This window comes from Neomelitea salexigens DSM 19753 (assembly GCF_000422345.1).
Lineage (GTDB): Bacteria > Pseudomonadota > Gammaproteobacteria > Pseudomonadales > Spongiibacteraceae > Spongiibacter > Spongiibacter marinus_A.
Window position 1 is genome coordinate 63,248 of sequence record NZ_AULP01000001.1, and the last position, 15,202, is coordinate 78,449.

At 55.6% G+C, this 15,202-nt stretch carries 16 protein-coding genes; 5 read left to right on the forward strand and 11 right to left on the reverse strand.

The features are described 5' to 3' along the window. Positions 1-15: 15 nt before the first annotated feature. From cysB to H573_RS0100290, 3 genes are all read right to left on the reverse strand, one after another. On the reverse strand, positions 16-990 hold the full coding sequence (gene cysB / locus H573_RS0100280; protein WP_027872527.1) for an HTH-type transcriptional regulator CysB: 975 nt from the start codon (positions 988-990) through the stop codon (positions 16-18). Positions 991-1,015: 25 nt separating this feature from the next. After that, positions 1,016-1,927: a 5'-nucleotidase gene (locus H573_RS0100285; RefSeq protein ID WP_027872528.1), complete on the reverse strand. Its 912-nt coding sequence runs from the start codon at positions 1,925-1,927 to the stop codon at positions 1,016-1,018. Between the two features lie 64 nt (positions 1,928-1,991). Then, positions 1,992-3,368 (reverse strand): trypsin-like serine peptidase, encoded by a 1,377-nt coding sequence (locus H573_RS0100290; RefSeq protein WP_027872529.1) that lies wholly within the window; start codon positions 3,366-3,368, stop codon positions 1,992-1,994. Between H573_RS0100290 and alr the strand changes: the two genes are divergently transcribed. After that, a complete protein-coding gene (gene alr / locus H573_RS0100295) occupies positions 3,363-4,439 on the forward strand; it encodes an alanine racemase (protein WP_161624214.1) in 1,077 nt (358 codons plus the stop codon). The two genes, H573_RS0100290 and alr, sit on opposite strands and share 6 nt — an antisense overlap. After that, on the forward strand, positions 4,432-5,187 hold the full coding sequence (locus H573_RS16380; protein ID WP_051170765.1) for a lipoprotein intramolecular transacylase Lit: 756 nt from the start codon (positions 4,432-4,434) through the stop codon (positions 5,185-5,187). The genes alr and H573_RS16380 overlap by 8 nt, the downstream gene beginning before the upstream one ends. A 19-nt stretch (positions 5,188-5,206) precedes the next feature. On the opposite strand, the gene H573_RS0100305 is transcribed toward H573_RS16380, so the two are convergent. The 5 genes from H573_RS0100305 to H573_RS0100325 all read right to left on the reverse strand — a co-directional run bounded on the left by H573_RS0100305 (position 5,207) and on the right by H573_RS0100325 (position 9,788). Beyond that, the gene (locus H573_RS0100305; RefSeq protein WP_154653802.1) at positions 5,207-6,073 is read right to left on the reverse strand and encodes a CPBP family intramembrane glutamic endopeptidase; all 867 of its coding nucleotides are present in this window, start codon (positions 6,071-6,073) and stop codon (positions 5,207-5,209) included. After that, positions 6,070-7,428, reverse strand: coding sequence for an alanine/glycine:cation symporter family protein (locus tag H573_RS0100310; RefSeq protein WP_027872532.1), 1,359 nt, complete (start codon positions 7,426-7,428; stop codon positions 6,070-6,072). Before H573_RS0100310 ends, H573_RS0100305 begins: the two co-directional genes overlap by 4 nt. Before the next feature lie 72 nt (positions 7,429-7,500). Continuing rightward, complete coding sequence (locus H573_RS0100315) at positions 7,501-8,511, reverse strand: D-cysteine desulfhydrase family protein (RefSeq protein ID WP_027872533.1); 1,011 nt, start codon at positions 8,509-8,511, stop codon at positions 7,501-7,503. 70 nt (positions 8,512-8,581) lie between these two features. Further along, positions 8,582-8,920 carry a preprotein translocase subunit YajC gene (gene yajC / locus H573_RS0100320; protein WP_027872534.1) on the reverse strand — a complete coding sequence of 113 codons (339 nt, stop codon included), beginning with the start codon at positions 8,918-8,920 and terminating at the stop codon, positions 8,582-8,584. Positions 8,921-9,017: 97 nt separating this feature from the next. Next, positions 9,018-9,788 carry an exodeoxyribonuclease III gene (locus H573_RS0100325; protein ID WP_027872535.1) on the reverse strand — a complete coding sequence of 257 codons (771 nt, stop codon included), beginning with the start codon at positions 9,786-9,788 and terminating at the stop codon, positions 9,018-9,020. A gap of 204 nt (positions 9,789-9,992) precedes the next feature. On the opposite strand from H573_RS0100325, the gene H573_RS0100330 reads away from it, so the two are divergent. From H573_RS0100330 to H573_RS0100340, 3 genes are read left to right on the forward strand one after another with little or no spacing between them, the layout of a single operon-like run. Continuing rightward, positions 9,993-10,472, forward strand: coding sequence for a nuclear transport factor 2 family protein (locus H573_RS0100330; RefSeq protein ID WP_027872536.1), 480 nt, complete (start codon positions 9,993-9,995; stop codon positions 10,470-10,472). A gap of 12 nt (positions 10,473-10,484) precedes the next feature. After that, the gene (locus tag H573_RS0100335; protein WP_027872537.1) at positions 10,485-12,203 is read left to right on the forward strand and encodes a class I adenylate-forming enzyme family protein; all 1,719 of its coding nucleotides are present in this window, start codon (positions 10,485-10,487) and stop codon (positions 12,201-12,203) included. A gap of 44 nt (positions 12,204-12,247) precedes the next feature. Next, positions 12,248-12,673 (forward strand): YkvA family protein, encoded by a 426-nt coding sequence (locus tag H573_RS0100340; RefSeq protein WP_027872538.1) that lies wholly within the window; start codon positions 12,248-12,250, stop codon positions 12,671-12,673. On the opposite strand, the gene H573_RS0100345 is transcribed toward H573_RS0100340, so the two are convergent. From H573_RS0100345 to H573_RS16385, 3 genes are all read right to left on the reverse strand, one after another. After that, positions 12,670-13,110 carry a hypothetical protein gene (locus tag H573_RS0100345; protein ID WP_027872539.1) on the reverse strand — a complete coding sequence of 147 codons (441 nt, stop codon included), beginning with the start codon at positions 13,108-13,110 and terminating at the stop codon, positions 12,670-12,672. The genes H573_RS0100340 and H573_RS0100345 overlap by 4 nt on opposite strands. Before the next feature lie 72 nt (positions 13,111-13,182). Further along, on the reverse strand, positions 13,183-13,677 hold the full coding sequence (bcp, locus tag H573_RS0100350) for a thioredoxin-dependent thiol peroxidase (protein WP_027872540.1): 495 nt from the start codon (positions 13,675-13,677) through the stop codon (positions 13,183-13,185). 10 nt (positions 13,678-13,687) lie between these two features. After that, positions 13,688-15,136, reverse strand: coding sequence for a DNA recombination protein RmuC (locus tag H573_RS16385; RefSeq protein WP_036255401.1), 1,449 nt, complete (start codon positions 15,134-15,136; stop codon positions 13,688-13,690). Between the last annotated feature and the right edge of the window lie 66 nt (positions 15,137-15,202).

Sequence of the window (15,202 nt, forward strand, 5' to 3'; positions counted from 1 at the left end):
ACCGGAGCGATCTCGCTAAAGGGTGGGCAACTCGATAGGCGCAAACAGCGCTTCCAGGTCAGCTTTGCTGTGGCATTGGTAGGCCTGGTCAACGAGCTCCGGCGTCAGATGCGGAGCAAATAATTCGACAAAGTCGTACATAAATTTGCGCATATACGTGCCGCGGCGGAAGCCCACTTTGGTAACGCTGGCTTCGAAAAGGTGGCTGGCATCGAGGGCAACCAGGTCGCTATCAACCTCGGGGTCGTAAGCCATTTGCGCGACAATACCAATGCCCAGGCCAAGTCTGACATAGGTTTTGATAACGTCGGCATCGGTGGCCGTGAACACGACTTTAGGCTCCAAGCCGCGCTGTAAAAACGCATCGTCTAATTTTGAGCGACCAGTGAAACCAAATACGTAAGTGACGATAGGATGGGCAGCAACATCCTCCACAGACAGCTTGGAGACGCTGGCTAAAGGATGATCTCGCGGCACCAGTATCGCCCGGTTCCAGCGATAGCACGGCATCATTATCAGGTCGCTAAACAGCTCCAGGGCCTCCGTGGCGATGGCGAAGTCCACACCGAAATTCGCCGCCAGCTCCGATATTTGCATGGGCGTTCCCTGGTGCATGTGCAGGGACACATCGGGATAGCGCTCGATAAAGGTTTTGATCACCGGCGGCAATGCGTAGCGCGCCTGCGTGTGCGTGGTGGCGATAGACAGGCTGCCTTTGTTCGGGTTTTTAAACTCCTGAGCGATGCTTTTGATGCCCTCAGCCTTGTGCAGTATTTCTCCGGCTTCTTTTAATATTGCCTCGCCCGCCGGCGTTACCCGTGTCAGATGTTTGCCATTGCGCGCGAAGATTTCCACGCCCAGCTCATCCTCTAGCATGCGAATTTGCTTACTGATCCCTGGTTGGGAGGTAAACAAGCTCTGCGCCGTTGCGGATACGTTCATCTCGTGATGGGCCACTTCCCAGATGTAGCGTAACTGCTGAAGTTTCATTGATTATTGTCTCCAAATACAACGGCTAAGCCTGTGGGGCGTTAGCAATACCGTGCGGGACATGCCCGGCTGGCACATGTTCACTGGCTGATTCACAGTGACTTTGCTGATCGTCGAAAAATACATCCGCACCATAGGCTTTCAAGAACTCGCCCTTTTCAAGGCCACCCAAAAATAGTGACTCATCGATCCGGATATTCCACTCGCGCAGTGTACGTATCACGCGCTTGTGCGCCGGTGCCGACCGGGCGGTCACCAAGGCAGTTCGAATTGGCGGCGCGTCCGATGGGAATTCTCGCTGTAAGGTATTTAGTGCTGACAGGAAGGGTTTAAAGGGGCCGCCACTCAGCGGGCGGTCCGCCGCCTCCACTTCACTGGCTGTAAAGGCCTCCAGCCCCTGCTGTTTGTATATCTGTTCTGCCTCATCGGAAAACAGCACTGCATCACCGTCGAAAGCAAAACGCAGTTCGCGCTGCGTTGACTGCTCAGACTTTTTACTGCGTGGTAACAAGGTCGCTGCAGCAACGCCGTTTTCAAGTGCTCGACGCACGTCTTCGGCATGGGTGGATAAAAACAGGTGGCAGCCAAACGCCGACACGTAATTGTAGGGACTCGCCCCACCACTAAAGGCGGCACGGCGTATGTTCAAACCGTAGTGCTCGATAGAGTTAAATATCCGCAGGCCGGTATCCGCGGAATTGCGAGACAATAAAATAACCTCAACGCGCGGTTCTTTCAGCAAGTCGTTAAGTTTGAGTAAGCGTTCAACAATATTGAAGGCCTCGCCTTTATCGAGCACCTCATCTTCGCGATCGATTTGATATTGTTGATACGCGTCCAGCCCCTGCGTTTCAAACACCTGATGACTGTCATCCAAGTTAAACAGCGCCCGTGATGAAATCGCAACGACTAACTTGTCTTCAAATCCCTTGGGCATGAATGTCCCTCAATACGTAGCGCCTCCACTATACAAGATGGCGAAGTGCAGACAAGAGCCGAAGCTAGAATTGCAAACGCTGCCAGTTCATCGAGCGCGGCTTGCTGCCCTGACGAATCAAGGCGATATCGTCGATTAACGCCTGGGAAAATACAGCCGCTATCGATGTGGCGGCGATGCCCTCGCTACTGACATTCGCCGACAATACCCCAACCGCTTTCATTCCCTCGCGCAGCATGGCGCCACTTTGGCCCGGCTGATTCAAGCAGTCGAGCCCGACAAGAGCAAGGTCACCACCAACCTCACTGCGCGGACTCGTCTGACAGCGACTCAACCACAAACCGCCAGAGGACGACGCGCTTGGGTAGGAAACCATCTCTACGGTGGCATCATTTGCAGACAGCGCTGCCAATGGCGCGCCGATAAAGTGCCCGGTAATCGGCAAGGCAAGCTGTACGAGTGCTACGTCACTACCTGCATAGGCAGCGAGGTCGCCAGCAAGCAATTGTGCATGCTTGTGATCCAAGGTCCACGCCGCCACCGCCGGGATTCCCGGGTTTTGCGCGCCACCGCGCGCCGGGTAGAACGCCACCGAATGCGCTCTGCGTGCAGGCGAGCGCGGTTCAAACAAGCAGTGCGCTGCCGTTATCAGCCAGCGCCGTGTTAGTGCCGTGGCAGTACACCAGGCGTCCCCCTTGCGGTACTGGCTGTATAAGCGCCCCACTTGCCATTGCTGGACGCCAGCCTGTGGCCAAACACGGACTCTTCTGGCCTGCGCGTTAATAAAAAACACCGCACCACTGCTCTGCTCGCGTTGCGGCGTTGCGGCGCTAAACACCAGTTCAGGTCTGCCCTGCTCCCCCGCTAGCAGGTAATAGCCCGGATGCACAGGCAACGCGAGGCCGCGGCGACCGTCAATGGACACCCTTGGCAGAAACTCAGCAAGTCGATTGCTTAGCGCCAGGGCTTTATCCCGATAAATCATCGGCTGTCGATGGAATTCCCGGCGCAGGCGGCGCACCGCAGCCGACACGCTGAAATCTTGCGACGCCCCTAACAAAACATGGGCGACTCTTAAGAGGCGCAGTTGATCGCGGGCCGCCACCGAGGTCGCCAGCGCAGCATAATTCGCAGACTTAGCAACGGCCTGTTGCGTTGCGGGCCCACTGAAAAAAGTCGCCCATGCAAAATCTGCCGCCAGAGTCGGGCAGCGCTCGATAAGGCGACGTTGTGCCTGCATCGCCTGCCAAGCCGACACACTGATATAAAGCGCATCGTCGGCGTCTGCAGGTGAATAGCGCGGCGGGCATTGATTGTCGGACCACGCCGGAGAAACACCGAACAGAAACACTGTCAGGGTAAACCAGAGGGCGGTAGAATTACGCGGGACGCGACAGCGATAATCTCTCAACAGGCTTCGGAGCGGCAACATATCTTGCATAATACAACCTGGTTGGAATTTGATGCAGCGGCACTGCGCCACAATCTCGCTGTTGTGAAACAGTTAGCGCCGGGCGGCGCAATCTTAGCCATGCTCAAGGCCAATGGCTACGGTCACGGCGCGAATTGGGTTGCCGACACCCTGGGTGAACGCGCTCAGGGCTTTGGCTTGGCGCGCCTGTGTGAAGCACTGGCACTGCGCGAACACGCGCCGTCCAAACGTTTGCTTCTGCTCGGCACCCTCGTTGATGACAACACGCTTAAACACTGCGCCAAGGCGCGCCTGGACTTGGTTATTCATCGCCTCGAGGATGCACAACGGCTTGTCGGCACTCGCTTAACTACCCCCCTGTCAATTTGGCTTAAGCGGAATGTCGGCATGAACCGTTTGGGCATGAACCATGAGGATTTTGTGGCCGCGCAGCAGCTTCTCGTCGGTAGCAAAAATGTGAAAGAAGTGATTCATATGAGCCACTTTAGTGATGCCGATACACCTCGGGCGGAAGTCACCGAAGAACAGGCTGAGCGTCTGTTCAGCAGCAGTCGAGCACTGGGCACATTCCCTTTAAGCCTGGCTAATTCCGCCGCGATTATTGCCCACCCGCACACCCATGCACAGTGGCAGCGGCCAGGCATTATGCTCTACGGCGACGACCCCACGGGGACATTAACGGGCAATAAAGCGCTGCGCCCAGTGATGCACTTCAAGAGCCGGATTGTCGCGCTTAAAACCGTTCACGCGGGCGACGGCGTCGGTTACGGGCGGCGTTGGCAGGCCAGCGAACAACGCCTCATCGCCACTATTGGTGCTGGCTATGCCGATGGCTACCCGCGCCACGCCACTGACGGTACACCGCTAATGGTGAATGGTCAGCGCGCCTCGTTGGCCGGGCGTGTTTCCATGGACTTACTCACCGCCGACGTCACTGACGTCGACCACGTTAAGGTTGGCGACGAAGTCACCCTTTGGGGCCAGGGCGTGAGTGCCGCGGAGGTCGCCGAGCGCTGCGGCACCATCAGCTATGAGCTGTTCACTCAGGTATCATCACGGGTTGAGCGCTACTATGACTAAACGCACCGCTGGCAACGTTCACCGCCTGCGCAGCGGCGCAAGCAATGGCCTCTACGCCCTATTAACCTTGGTGCTTGCCGCCGGCCTTGCATGGCTGCTATCAGCGCAGCTCAACTACTTTTACGGCTTTTTTCACGACCATATCGGCATCGCTGAAACCATCGCGGAATACGGCCCCCAAAATCGCTTTAAGGATGGCTTTGAAACAACTGACCGAGCACAGCGCATCACGCTCTTTGCGGAGATTGTTCGCGCCGTGCACAGCGATGGTGAAGGCCTTAAGGAGATAAGCTATCGCGCCGCGGGGCGAACCCGCGCTGTCGCCCTGTTGCACGAGGCGGAAATTATCCACCTCCAAGATGTTGCGCATCTGATTAGTGCAACTCGCTTGCTCGTTATCCTTACCGCGATGGCCTGGACCGTTTGGACATTGGCAAAAATACGCCGCAAGGCGCCCTTCCCGCCTCTGACTCAGCAACTGGGTAAATTGCTTGGCGTCTCTGTGTTAATAGCTGGCCTGCTGGGCGTTTTTGGCTTTGAAGCGGTCTTCTACCAACTGCATATTTGGGTGTTTCCGGCAGAGCATCAATGGTTTTTCTATTACCAAGACTCGCTGATGTCGACCATGATGCAAGCGCCGGTGTTATTTGCCTATATTGGCGGCAGCATTGCGGCGCTCGGCGTTGCGCTGTTTTGCGCTATAACGGCGCTATTCCACCGTTATTCGCACAAAAATGCGGGGAAGTAAGTCGTCGCGTTGGCAGGATTTAAAAGGGCCAAAACGTCTCGGGTATTCGTCCCTGGCGCAGTAAAGAGGCCACATCCATACCAACCGCGACACCGGCATGAACGAAAAAGCCGCCCCAGATAGATCGCGAGCGCAGTGCCAATATACCCAGAAACAACCCAAACAGGATGGCACCCACCGCTTCAGGCCACAGCTTCGGAAAGTGGATCATCAGATAGGGAACACACATTACCCAGATTGCGTTCGCGCCGATGGCCGGACGCAAGCCTTGCAGCACAAAGCCGCGAAAGAAGAACTCCAGGCAGATAAACTGGGTGAGGTACAGAAGCTCCCAACTAATGAAGTCAAACCAGCTTCTACCCGCCTGTTTATAGAAGGGATAGTGCTGTAAAAAATCGGGCCGAAAGCTGGCCAGGTAGATGAACACAAGAATTGGACTGAGCAACAGCAGATAGCCCTGCCAGTGCCGGTGGGTGTCCCCCCAGCCCCAGCCAAAATGGCGCATGCGCTCGCCCATTACGCGGCGAATTATCAGCCACGGCAGCAGCACGTAGCCAACCACATGCCAAGTGGTCCACCACAGGTAGGACAGCAACTCACCGTAGCCACTGCGACGCAGCTCCCACCACCAATAGTTCGGTGTACGCCCCTGCACTTCACTGAGCCACTGGAGCAGGGTTTGCAGGCTAGAGGAAAACTTTAAGTAGTGGATGAGCAGCAAGCTCACGGACACACAGGCCAGCACCGCAAAAACCCGCCTGAGCGCCGCCGGGCGCGATAAACGGTAACTGTCTGCTTCGGCATCAATATCGTCGAGAAGAACGAGAATCCGCCGCGGGTTCAGGCGCTGCAATGCGCCAGATAAGCTAGCGCCTATACCGCTCATTCGCGCGCTTCCGCTGAGCCATTGCTACCCAGGCGCTCACGCGTCAACGCAAAAACCACCGGACTGAGCAGTAACAATGCCAGCAAGTTCGGCAGCGCCATCAGCGCGTTCAGGGTATCGGCCAATAGCCAGATAAAATCGAGCTCCGCCATCGCGCCGAGGGGAATTGCCGCGACCCAGGCCAGGCGAAAGGCAAAAATAGCGTGAGTGCCAAAAAAATACACCACACAGCGCTCGCCGTAGTAGGCCCAGCCCAGCATGGTGGTAAACGCAAAGACCGCCAAGCCCACGGACACAATAAAGTCACCGCCGCCGATCAAGCTGTCGAAGGCCAACGCCGACAGCGCCGCGCCACTTTCGTCGCCCTGCCATGCCCCGGACAACAGAATGACAAAGCCAGTAATGCTGCACACCAAAATGGTATCGATAAAGGTACCCAGCATGGCGATCAGGCCCTGGTTCACCGAATTGTGTGTTCTTGCGGCGGCGTGGGCAATTGGCGCACTGCCCAAGCCAGCCTCGTTGGAAAATATTCCCCGCGCCACACCAAAGCGTATCGCCGCCACCACACTCGCGCCGGCAAATCCACCAACCGCCGCCGCGCCATTAAAGGCGGCATCGATTACCAGTAAAAACAGAGCCGGAATTTCGCTGATATTCATCGCAATAATAACGAGGCCCATCGCCATATACGCCACCGCCATGACGGGCACTAGCACGCCGGCAACCGAGGCGATGCGCTTCACCCCGCCCAACACCACCAGCGCGACCGCTGTTGCCAGCACCGCGCCGGTTACCCATACCGGCAGAGAAAACGTGGCGTGAAGCGCATCGGCCACAGAGTTAGCCTGAACCGTATTGCCAATGCCAAAGCCCGCAAAGACACCGAAAAATGCAAAGGTTGCCGCCAGCCAACGCCACTTTGGCCCCAGACCATTTTTTATGTAATACATCGGGCCGCCACTGAAGTTGCCCTGCTCGTCTTGTTCGCGATAGTGCACGGCACAGACCGCCTCGGCGTACTTGGTTGCCATACCCACCAATGCTGTGCACCACATCCAAAACAGCGCACCGGGACCGCCGAGCGCGATCGCTGTGGCAACACCGGCGATATTGCCGGTGCCGATCGTTGCTGATAAGGAGGTCATTAAGGCCTGAAAGGGACTGATATCGCCGCTGTCCTGCTCGCCTTTGCGACCGCGAAATAACAGACCAAAGGCCTGGGGGATTCTGCGCAGTGGCATAAAGCCCAGCCCCAACATCAGGTAGGCCCCGGTGCCGAGAATAAGAATAAGCATGGGCCAGCCCCACACCAGACCATTGAGGCCGCCAATGACCGATGTAATTGTTTCCATAGCGCTACCTTATCGTTGTTATTGGGTCGCGGTGCATAGTCGCTGCTGGCCCGCTAATAGCAGGCCAAATAGTCATCTACCCAATGAAGTAAAATGCTGCCGATGCGGGAAGACGCCAAAAATGCCGCCGGTATGCACAAAGACGATGTCCCCATCGTCACCAAAGCGGCCGTTGTCGCGCTCTTCCAGCAACGCATGAAAGGCCTTCCCTGTGTACACAGGGTCCAGAATAAGGCCCTCGGTCGCGGCAAGGTCAGCGATGGTTTGATAAACCTTTTCGTCGGCCAACGCATAGCCCGGCCCAACGTAACCATCGATAACACTCACCTGTAAGTCGTCCAATGCGACGTCTAAGTCGTAACGGTGCTGCCAATCATGCAGGTCTTGGGCCACTTTATTTAAGAACCACGCTTCATCATCGCAGACATTCACGCCCCACACGCGGCTACCGGCCAGATAATAGTGGGCTCCAGCGGTCAAGCCAGCCTGGGTGCCGCCGGAGCCCGTTGCGCAGATAATATGGCGTGGACGAATGTCGTGGTGGCGAAAATCGTCGGCTAACTCGGCACACGCCGAGAAATAGCCCCAAACTCCCACTGCATCGGATGCTCCGGTGGGTATGATAAACGCGCGGCGCCCTCTGTCGGCGTAGTACTGCTGCCACTGCGCGAGTAACTGCGGCAGCTGAGCCTGAAATTGCTTTGCGGGATAAGCCGAAATCTGGGCGCCCGCTAATTGGTCGAGCAGTAAGTTTCCATCGGCATGCTCGGGCTTCTCGCCGCGCAGTACCAGGTGGCATTTCAAACCGAGCTGAGCGCACAGCAAGGCGGTGGCCCGACAATGGTTGGACTGTAAGCCACCACAGGTAATAATGGTGTCACAGCCCTCTTCCAACGCCTGCGCCAAACTGAATTCCAGCTTGCGTATTTTATTGCCAGACAGTGCGCAGCCCGTTAGGTCGTCGCGCTTCACCCAAATGCGTGGACCAGGACGAGCTTCCTGCAGGCGTGTCAGAGGCTGGAGCGGTGTTGGTAGATTGGCTAGGCCCAGACGTGGGGGCGTGAACTGAGTCGGGATAGTCATGTGAAACCCGCAATCGCTCGTTTATGACGTGAAATGAAAACGGGGCGCTTGATGCGCCCCGTTTACGGTATTAAATGGCTTTGAGCGTGCCCTTGGGCAGCACTGCATGCACGGCAACGCGCTGGAACTTCAGCTCTACGTTGTCCGCAACACTCAACACAACATAGTCATCGTCAAGCTTGGTGACTTTGCCGAGAATACCCGCACTGGTGACCACCTCGTCGCCTTTTGCCAGAGCGGCGACCATTGCCGCGTGCTCTTTTTGACGCTTGCGCTGAGGACGAATCGCAATGAAGTAAAAAAGGCCGAACATCAGCACCAGAAAGCCGATCTGGAACAACTCACCGCCCGGAGGGGCGCCTGCAGCGCCAGCAGTTTGTGCGTGGGCTTGAGAGATAAAAAAGCTCATCGTGTTTCCTTAAACAAAACTAAAAAAGCCGGGCGAAAGCCCTCAATTTGGGCTGCTCAGCAGATCCCGAGCGAAATATAGTACACAAGGCCCAGATTCAAAGCGAGATGTCATAGTCCATTATAAAAGGCGCATGATCGGAAAAGCGTTCTTCGCGGTATACCCAGCCATCGCGAATGCTATCGATGAGCCCGGGGGTGACCACATGGTAGTCGAGCCGCCAACCAACATTGTTGGCATAGGCCTGCCCTCGGTTTGACCACCAGGTGTATACCGCCTCGGTGTTAATCTGCCGAAAGGCGTCAACAAAACCCGCTTCGTCATAGAGCTTATCCAGCCACGCCCGCTCGTGGGGCAAAAAGCCTGAATTTTTGCGATTCGCGCGCCAGTTTTTTAGGTCAATTTCGCGGTGGCACATATTCCAGTCGCCACAAATGATCAGCTCCCTACCCTGGGCTTTTAGCTCGACAAAATGCGGGTATATCTTTTCCAGAAAATCATCTTTCTTTTGCTGCGCCGCGTCACTGCTTGAGCCGGAGGGCATGTAAAGAGAGATAACACTGAGCTTGTCGTAATCGGCTCTGACATACCGCCCCTCGCTGTCCAGCGGGTCCCAGCCCAGCTCGCAAACAAAGCGTTGTGGCGGCGTGCGACAATAAATGGCCGTGCCGCTATACCCTTTCTTGTGCGCATCATTGAAGGCCGATACATAACCCTGGGGGTGGAACAGTGGGTCACTTAGCTGGTGTTGCTGGGCCTTGGTTTCCTGAATACAAACCACATCAGCCTGCTGAGTTTCCAGCCAGGAAAAGAAACCCTTGCGAGCTGCTGCTCGAATACCGTTGGTGTTTACGGTAATTACGCGCACCACGTACCCTCCAAAAAATGGCCGAGCTTAGCAGACCCCGCCTGCCGACAAGTACTGCTGTACATTTTTTTTCACCAAATTCAATATTTTGAAGCCATATAACGTCACCCATACAGAGCATGTTGTTCCGCGTCGCTTACCCTAAAATCAGGGTCGATAACAACCGCATTGCGGCAACATAAAGACCAAACAGGAACATTCGCTATGAACGCCAGCTCCGCTGACCAACTCTTACAGATCGAGGCGATCAAACGTCTCAAATATGTTTACTTGCGCGCAGTAGATACCCACGACTGGCAATTATTGGAAAGCACGCTCAGTGAAGACTGCGTTGCCCGCTACGACGGCGGCAAGTATAGCTTCGACAACCGCAGCGAGCTCATCGCTGGCCTGCGCGGCCACATGGATAGCCCCAATGTACTAACCATGCACAATGGCCACCACCCTGAAATCGAGTTGCTCAGCGAAAGTGAGGCACGCGGAAAGTGGTACCTGCAGGACCTCGTGTTCAATAAGGAGCAAAACTGGATGCTGTTTGGCACGGCCATCTACACGGATCACTATCGCCTGGAAAATGGTGAGTGGAAAATTTGCCGAACGGAATATGAGCGGATAATGGAAACCATCAATGCGCCGATTCCATCGACCCTGAGCTTTACCCACAGTATGTTTGAAAAGAAATAGGCAACCCAGACTATGACCAATATTGCTCAAACGCTTCGCGACTGCCAAAACCAGCTCTGCGCCCCGGGCGCCCCCTATGAGATGGAAGACTGTGTGGTAAACGGGCAGCATTTCCGTCAGTTTAAGCAGGCACCATCGAGCATGCGTGAACTGCTCGATGCCGGCCGCCAGCATGGAGACGGAGAATTTCTGGTGTATGCCGAACCGGGCAAGCCGGAAGAGCGGCGCAGCTTCGCACAATTTTTTCAGCGGGTGGACGCGCTCGCCTACCAGCTTGTCCACCACTATCAACTCAAACAGGGCCAGCGTATCGCGATCGCCATGCGCAACTACCCAGAGTGGATGGAGGCCTACACAGCTATCGCGTCACTCGGTGCTATTGTGGTGCCACTGAATAGCTGGGGCAGCGCTGAAGAATTGGAGTTTGTACTGCGCGACAGCGCCGCTGACATTGTCTTCTGCGACGCTCGCCGTCTCGAGCTGCTCACACCAATGCTGGCCGATCTGCCCTGCCGCGCCATCGTTGCACGCAGCCAGGCCAGTGAACACGCCGAAAGTATGGAAGCGCTTATCGCCGGCGCAATGGGCCAAGCCATGCCGCAGCCCTGGCAATGCCAGCTGGATGACCCTGTACAAATCATGTACAGCTCTGGCACCAGTGGTAAGCCCAAGGGAGCACTTTCAAGTCATCGCAATATCATCCAGGCGATTATCAGCTTTGAGGTACAGGCCATCATGTCAGCGATGGCCAACCCGAAGGCGATCGAGGCGATGTTTGCCGGCGGCAATGCTCCCTGCTCACTGCTATCAGTGCCGCTATTTCACGTTTCCGGCTGCTATGCGGCCTTTCTGCTGAACCTTCGCGGCGGTCGCAAAATTGTGATGACCTATAAATGGGACGCCGCCGAGGCCCTGCGTTTGATTGAGCAGGAAACCGTCACGATATTCAGCGCCGCGCCCTCGATGGTGATAGACCTGCTGCAACACCCGGACTTCGACAAACGCGACACCAGTAGTTTGTTTTCTCTCGGTGGCGGTGGCAGTGCCTGCCCTCCAACGTTTAAACGCGTGATTGACGAGCGTTTTGAACAAGCCTACGTGGGCACTGGCTACGGCATGACGGAAAGCAACGCGATCTGCTCCAGCTGCACCGGCGCTGCCTACGAAGAAAAACCCGGCGCCGCTGGAACATTGTCCCCCCTGGTCGACTTTAAAACCTGCGACGAGGAAGGCCGCGACCTCCCGCCGGGGGAAAAGGGGGAAATCTGGCTGCGCTCAGTGTGCAATATCCAGTCTTACTGGCATCGTCCTGAAGCAACCGCTAGCCAGTTTAAAGATGGCTGGATGGCCACCGGCGATATCGGATTCCTAGACGAAGACGGCTTCGTTCATCTCGCAGACCGCGCCAAAGACTTGATTATTCGCGGCGGGGAAAATATCTATCCAGCGGAAATTGAGACACTGCTAAGCCGCCACCCAGCGGTTCTTGAATCCGCAGTTATCGGCTTGCCGGATGAGCGTATGGGGGAATCGGTAGCCGCCCTGGTCAGGCTGAATGACGGCGAAACGCTCACCGAAGATGCCCTGCTATCCTTTTTACGCGAGCAATTGGCCGGCTTTAAAGTGCCCTCGGCGCTGCACTTCGTAGCACAGCCCCTGCCCCGCAATGCCGCAGGCAAGCTGCTGAAAAAGCAAATTAAGGAGGAGTACGCTACACTGGCGAAGGTTTAAGTTCTCACGCCCGGCTAACGGCCGGGCCACCCTTCGGAGCGCTAATGAAATTTTTCTCCGAGCGCCGGGCGCGCAAGATTCTTGAAGACGGGGCCGACGATGCCCAGCAAGAACAGCTGGAAGCCACCCTGAAAAACCGGCGGCGCATTCTCGACAAAGTCCTCACTAACGCTTCACTTGCCCCTTACCTGGAACAAGTGAAAACCCTGTTTCAACTTGTGCAAGACTATGCTCGGGGCAATTATCGGGAAATACCCTGGTGGTCCATCGGCGCTGTCATTACAGCCCTTGGTTATATTTTAATGCCATTGGACAGCATCCCGGACTTCATTCCTGTAGCGGGCTATCTGGATGACGCCGTGGTGTTAAAACTGTGTTTAGACATGATCGCACGGGACCTTCAGCAGTACCGTCTGAGTAAAGATGAGGCCGAGCAACAGGGCGAAATAAGCAACGAAGACACCGATTAATCGTCAGGCAGGTCACCGGCGAGAATGAAATTGAGGTCAGCGGGCGGTGGTTCGTCATTGAGCACGCTCTGGCAATAACGCACTGCCTCCTCCACGGTATCGCAGGCGACATAGGACATCCCCGAGTCGGCGTAGGAAAAGTCCAGCGCTTTTAAGTCAACCGAGTTGCAGCCGACATAAACCTGGTCAACACAGCCTTGTAACTGGCACCAGAGCGACAACTTCGGCTGCGCCGCGGTGACTTCCGGGGTATGAAGGTCGTAGTCGCGATAATCCACCACTCGACACCACGGCTGCTTGTCATAGCGGGCAACCACGCGCTCCAATTCTTGGAAATACGCCATGGCGCCCTCTATATTCCAGGCCCCGCGCAAGGTGGCAATAACGATATTGCCCTGAGTTTCTACGGAAAAAGAACCGTGTGCGTCGCTGCTCATCGGCATCTCCTGTGACGTTACCTCTTTATAGCAAGCCCACAGAACCTTGCCTATGCGTATTTATGCGCGGTTTCAGTCTAAATCCAGCCCATCGAGCAAGCTGATAACGTCGTCGTGATGGCGCTTGGTATTCACTTTTTCCATCACATGTTTTAAGCGGCCATCTTTGCCAATAATAAAGGTCGTACGCAAAATGCCATCGTACTCACGGCCCATGAACTTCTTGAGCCCCCAGGCGCCGTACTTATCCGCTATGGCGTGGTCTTCATCAGACAACAGGGTAAAGTTTAACGGCGCCTCTTCCTTCTTGGGGTTTTCTTCAAATTTCTTCAATTTCGCAACCGGGTCGGGGCTAACAGCCAGCACCACGGTGTCCCGCTTAGCAAATTCTTTCTGCGTGTCACGAATACCGCAGGCCTGCACGGTACAACCTGGCGTCTTCGCTTTGGGGTAGAAATACAAAACCACATTTTTACTACCCTTGAAATCTTTCAAGCTGACTTTGTCGCCATTTTGATCTTGCAACGTAAAGGCGGGAGCCATATTACCGATTTTGGGGAACGCCATGATTTACTCCTCAATCATCTATCGCTGAATTGTCAGTATCGTCGTGTTGCAGATCAGCGCGATCGCTGAGTGCCGCTGGAATCTGCTTTTTAACCTTCGCGCCCAGAGCCTCCAGTCTGGCAATACGACCGACCACGTTGCCGCGCCCCTCTGTCATACGCTTAAGGGTTTTCTCATAGGCTTGTTGGCCTCTCTCCAGGTGCTTACCCAGGTCTTCCAGAGACTCGGACACCAATACAAATTGGTCGTGCAAGGCACCCGCTTCGCGAGCAATTTTCTCGGCGTTGCGGTTTTGGCGCTCGTAACGCCAGATACTCTGCACCGTGCGCAGCGTCGCCAGTAAGGTTGTCGGCCCGACAACCACAATGTTTTGCTCATACGCGCTGCGAAACAGCTCCGGATCATGTTCAAAAGCCGCCATAAACGCGGCCTCCACCGGGATAAAGATAAACACGAAATCCAGGGTTCGCAGGCCCTCAATATGCTGATAGGCCTTAGTCGACAGGCCCCCAATATGCTGACGCACCGACTGGATATGTTCTTTGAGCGCTGCGCTGCGCTCGCTGTCATCCTCGCTGCTGCAGTAGCGTTCATAAGCGATAAGAGAGACTTTGGCATCAATAATGATGTCTTTGTCGTCAGGCAGGTGGACGATCACGTCGGGCTGACGGCGGCGCCCCTGTTCATCGGTAAAGCTTTGCTGGGTGTCATACTCGTGACCCTTGCGCAGCCCGGACTCCTCCAACACCCGCTCCAGAATCACTTCGCCCCAGTTGCCCTGCGCCTTGTTGTCCCCTTTAAGCGCGCGCGTTAAGTTGTGCGCCTCGCGACTGATACTGTGGTTCATTTCCTGAAGGGTTTTTAACTGCTCGCGCAATTCACCATGCTGGCGATTTTCGATGTCGTAAATTTGGTTTACGCGCTCCTGAAAGCCTTTAAGTTGTTCGCGAAAGGGATTCAGCGACTGCTGAAGGCTCTGTTGATTACTCTCGCTAAAGCGGCGGGATTTTTCGTCAAAGATCTTGTGCGCCAACTTCTCGAACTGCGCACTCAGTTCCTCCTTGGCCTGCTTGAGCAGGCCAATTTGCTCGGCGCTGGCAGTTTGCAGGTGCTGATAGTCACTCTCTTTGCGTGCCAGCGCCGCCTGAGCGTCCGCCAGTTGCTTGCGGTACGCCTCGGCTTTTACCAGCTCCTCTGCCTGATGGCGCACTCTGTCCTGAGCAACGGCTTCAGCCCGCTGCGCCTCATTAGCCCGTTGCTCAGCGGCATTCAAGCGATGTTGTGCGGTGTCTAAACGCGCGTTAAGGTCTTCGCTCTGTGCACGTAATGCGTCCATTTGCTGGTCCGTTTTTTGTCGCTCAAGCACGGCTATGCGATGCCAGATCAGCGCACCAATACCCAGCCCTAGCAGTAGCGCTACCGCGCTGCTAACAAGCAAAATTAGATCTACATTATTCATCGTATTCGGGCTGACCAGAAAGTGAATGGAGTACTATACACCGAGCGCTGACACCCTACCCGGGTG

Bases quoted from the DNA above. Each gene is read 5' to 3' on its own strand.
- yajC (WP_027872534.1), bottom strand. From the start codon at position 8,920: ATGAGCTTTTTTATCTCTCAAGCCCACGCACAAACTGCTGGCGCTGCA.
- H573_RS0100335 (WP_027872537.1), top strand. From the start codon at position 10,485: ATGACCAATATTGCTCAAACGCTTCGCGACTGCCAAAACCAGCTCTGC.
- H573_RS16380 (WP_051170765.1), top strand. From the start codon at position 4,432: ATGACTAAACGCACCGCTGGCAACGTTCACCGCCTGCGCAGCGGCGCA.
- H573_RS16385 (WP_036255401.1), bottom strand. From the start codon at position 15,136: ATGAATAATGTAGATCTAATTTTGCTTGTTAGCAGCGCGGTAGCGCTA.
- cysB (WP_027872527.1), bottom strand. From the start codon at position 990: ATGAAACTTCAGCAGTTACGCTACATCTGGGAAGTGGCCCATCACGAG.
- H573_RS0100340 (WP_027872538.1), top strand. From the start codon at position 12,248: ATGAAATTTTTCTCCGAGCGCCGGGCGCGCAAGATTCTTGAAGACGGG.
- H573_RS0100305 (WP_154653802.1), bottom strand. From the start codon at position 6,073: ATGAGCGGTATAGGCGCTAGCTTATCTGGCGCATTGCAGCGCCTGAAC.
- H573_RS0100315 (WP_027872533.1), bottom strand. From the start codon at position 8,511: ATGACTATCCCGACTCAGTTCACGCCCCCACGTCTGGGCCTAGCCAAT.
- H573_RS0100330 (WP_027872536.1), top strand. From the start codon at position 9,993: ATGAACGCCAGCTCCGCTGACCAACTCTTACAGATCGAGGCGATCAAA.
- H573_RS0100345 (WP_027872539.1), bottom strand. From the start codon at position 13,110: ATGAGCAGCGACGCACACGGTTCTTTTTCCGTAGAAACTCAGGGCAAT.
- bcp (WP_027872540.1), bottom strand. From the start codon at position 13,677: ATGGCGTTCCCCAAAATCGGTAATATGGCTCCCGCCTTTACGTTGCAA.
- H573_RS0100290 (WP_027872529.1), bottom strand. From the start codon at position 3,368: ATGCAAGATATGTTGCCGCTCCGAAGCCTGTTGAGAGATTATCGCTGT.
- H573_RS0100285 (WP_027872528.1), bottom strand. From the start codon at position 1,927: ATGCCCAAGGGATTTGAAGACAAGTTAGTCGTTGCGATTTCATCACGG.
- H573_RS0100310 (WP_027872532.1), bottom strand. From the start codon at position 7,428: ATGGAAACAATTACATCGGTCATTGGCGGCCTCAATGGTCTGGTGTGG.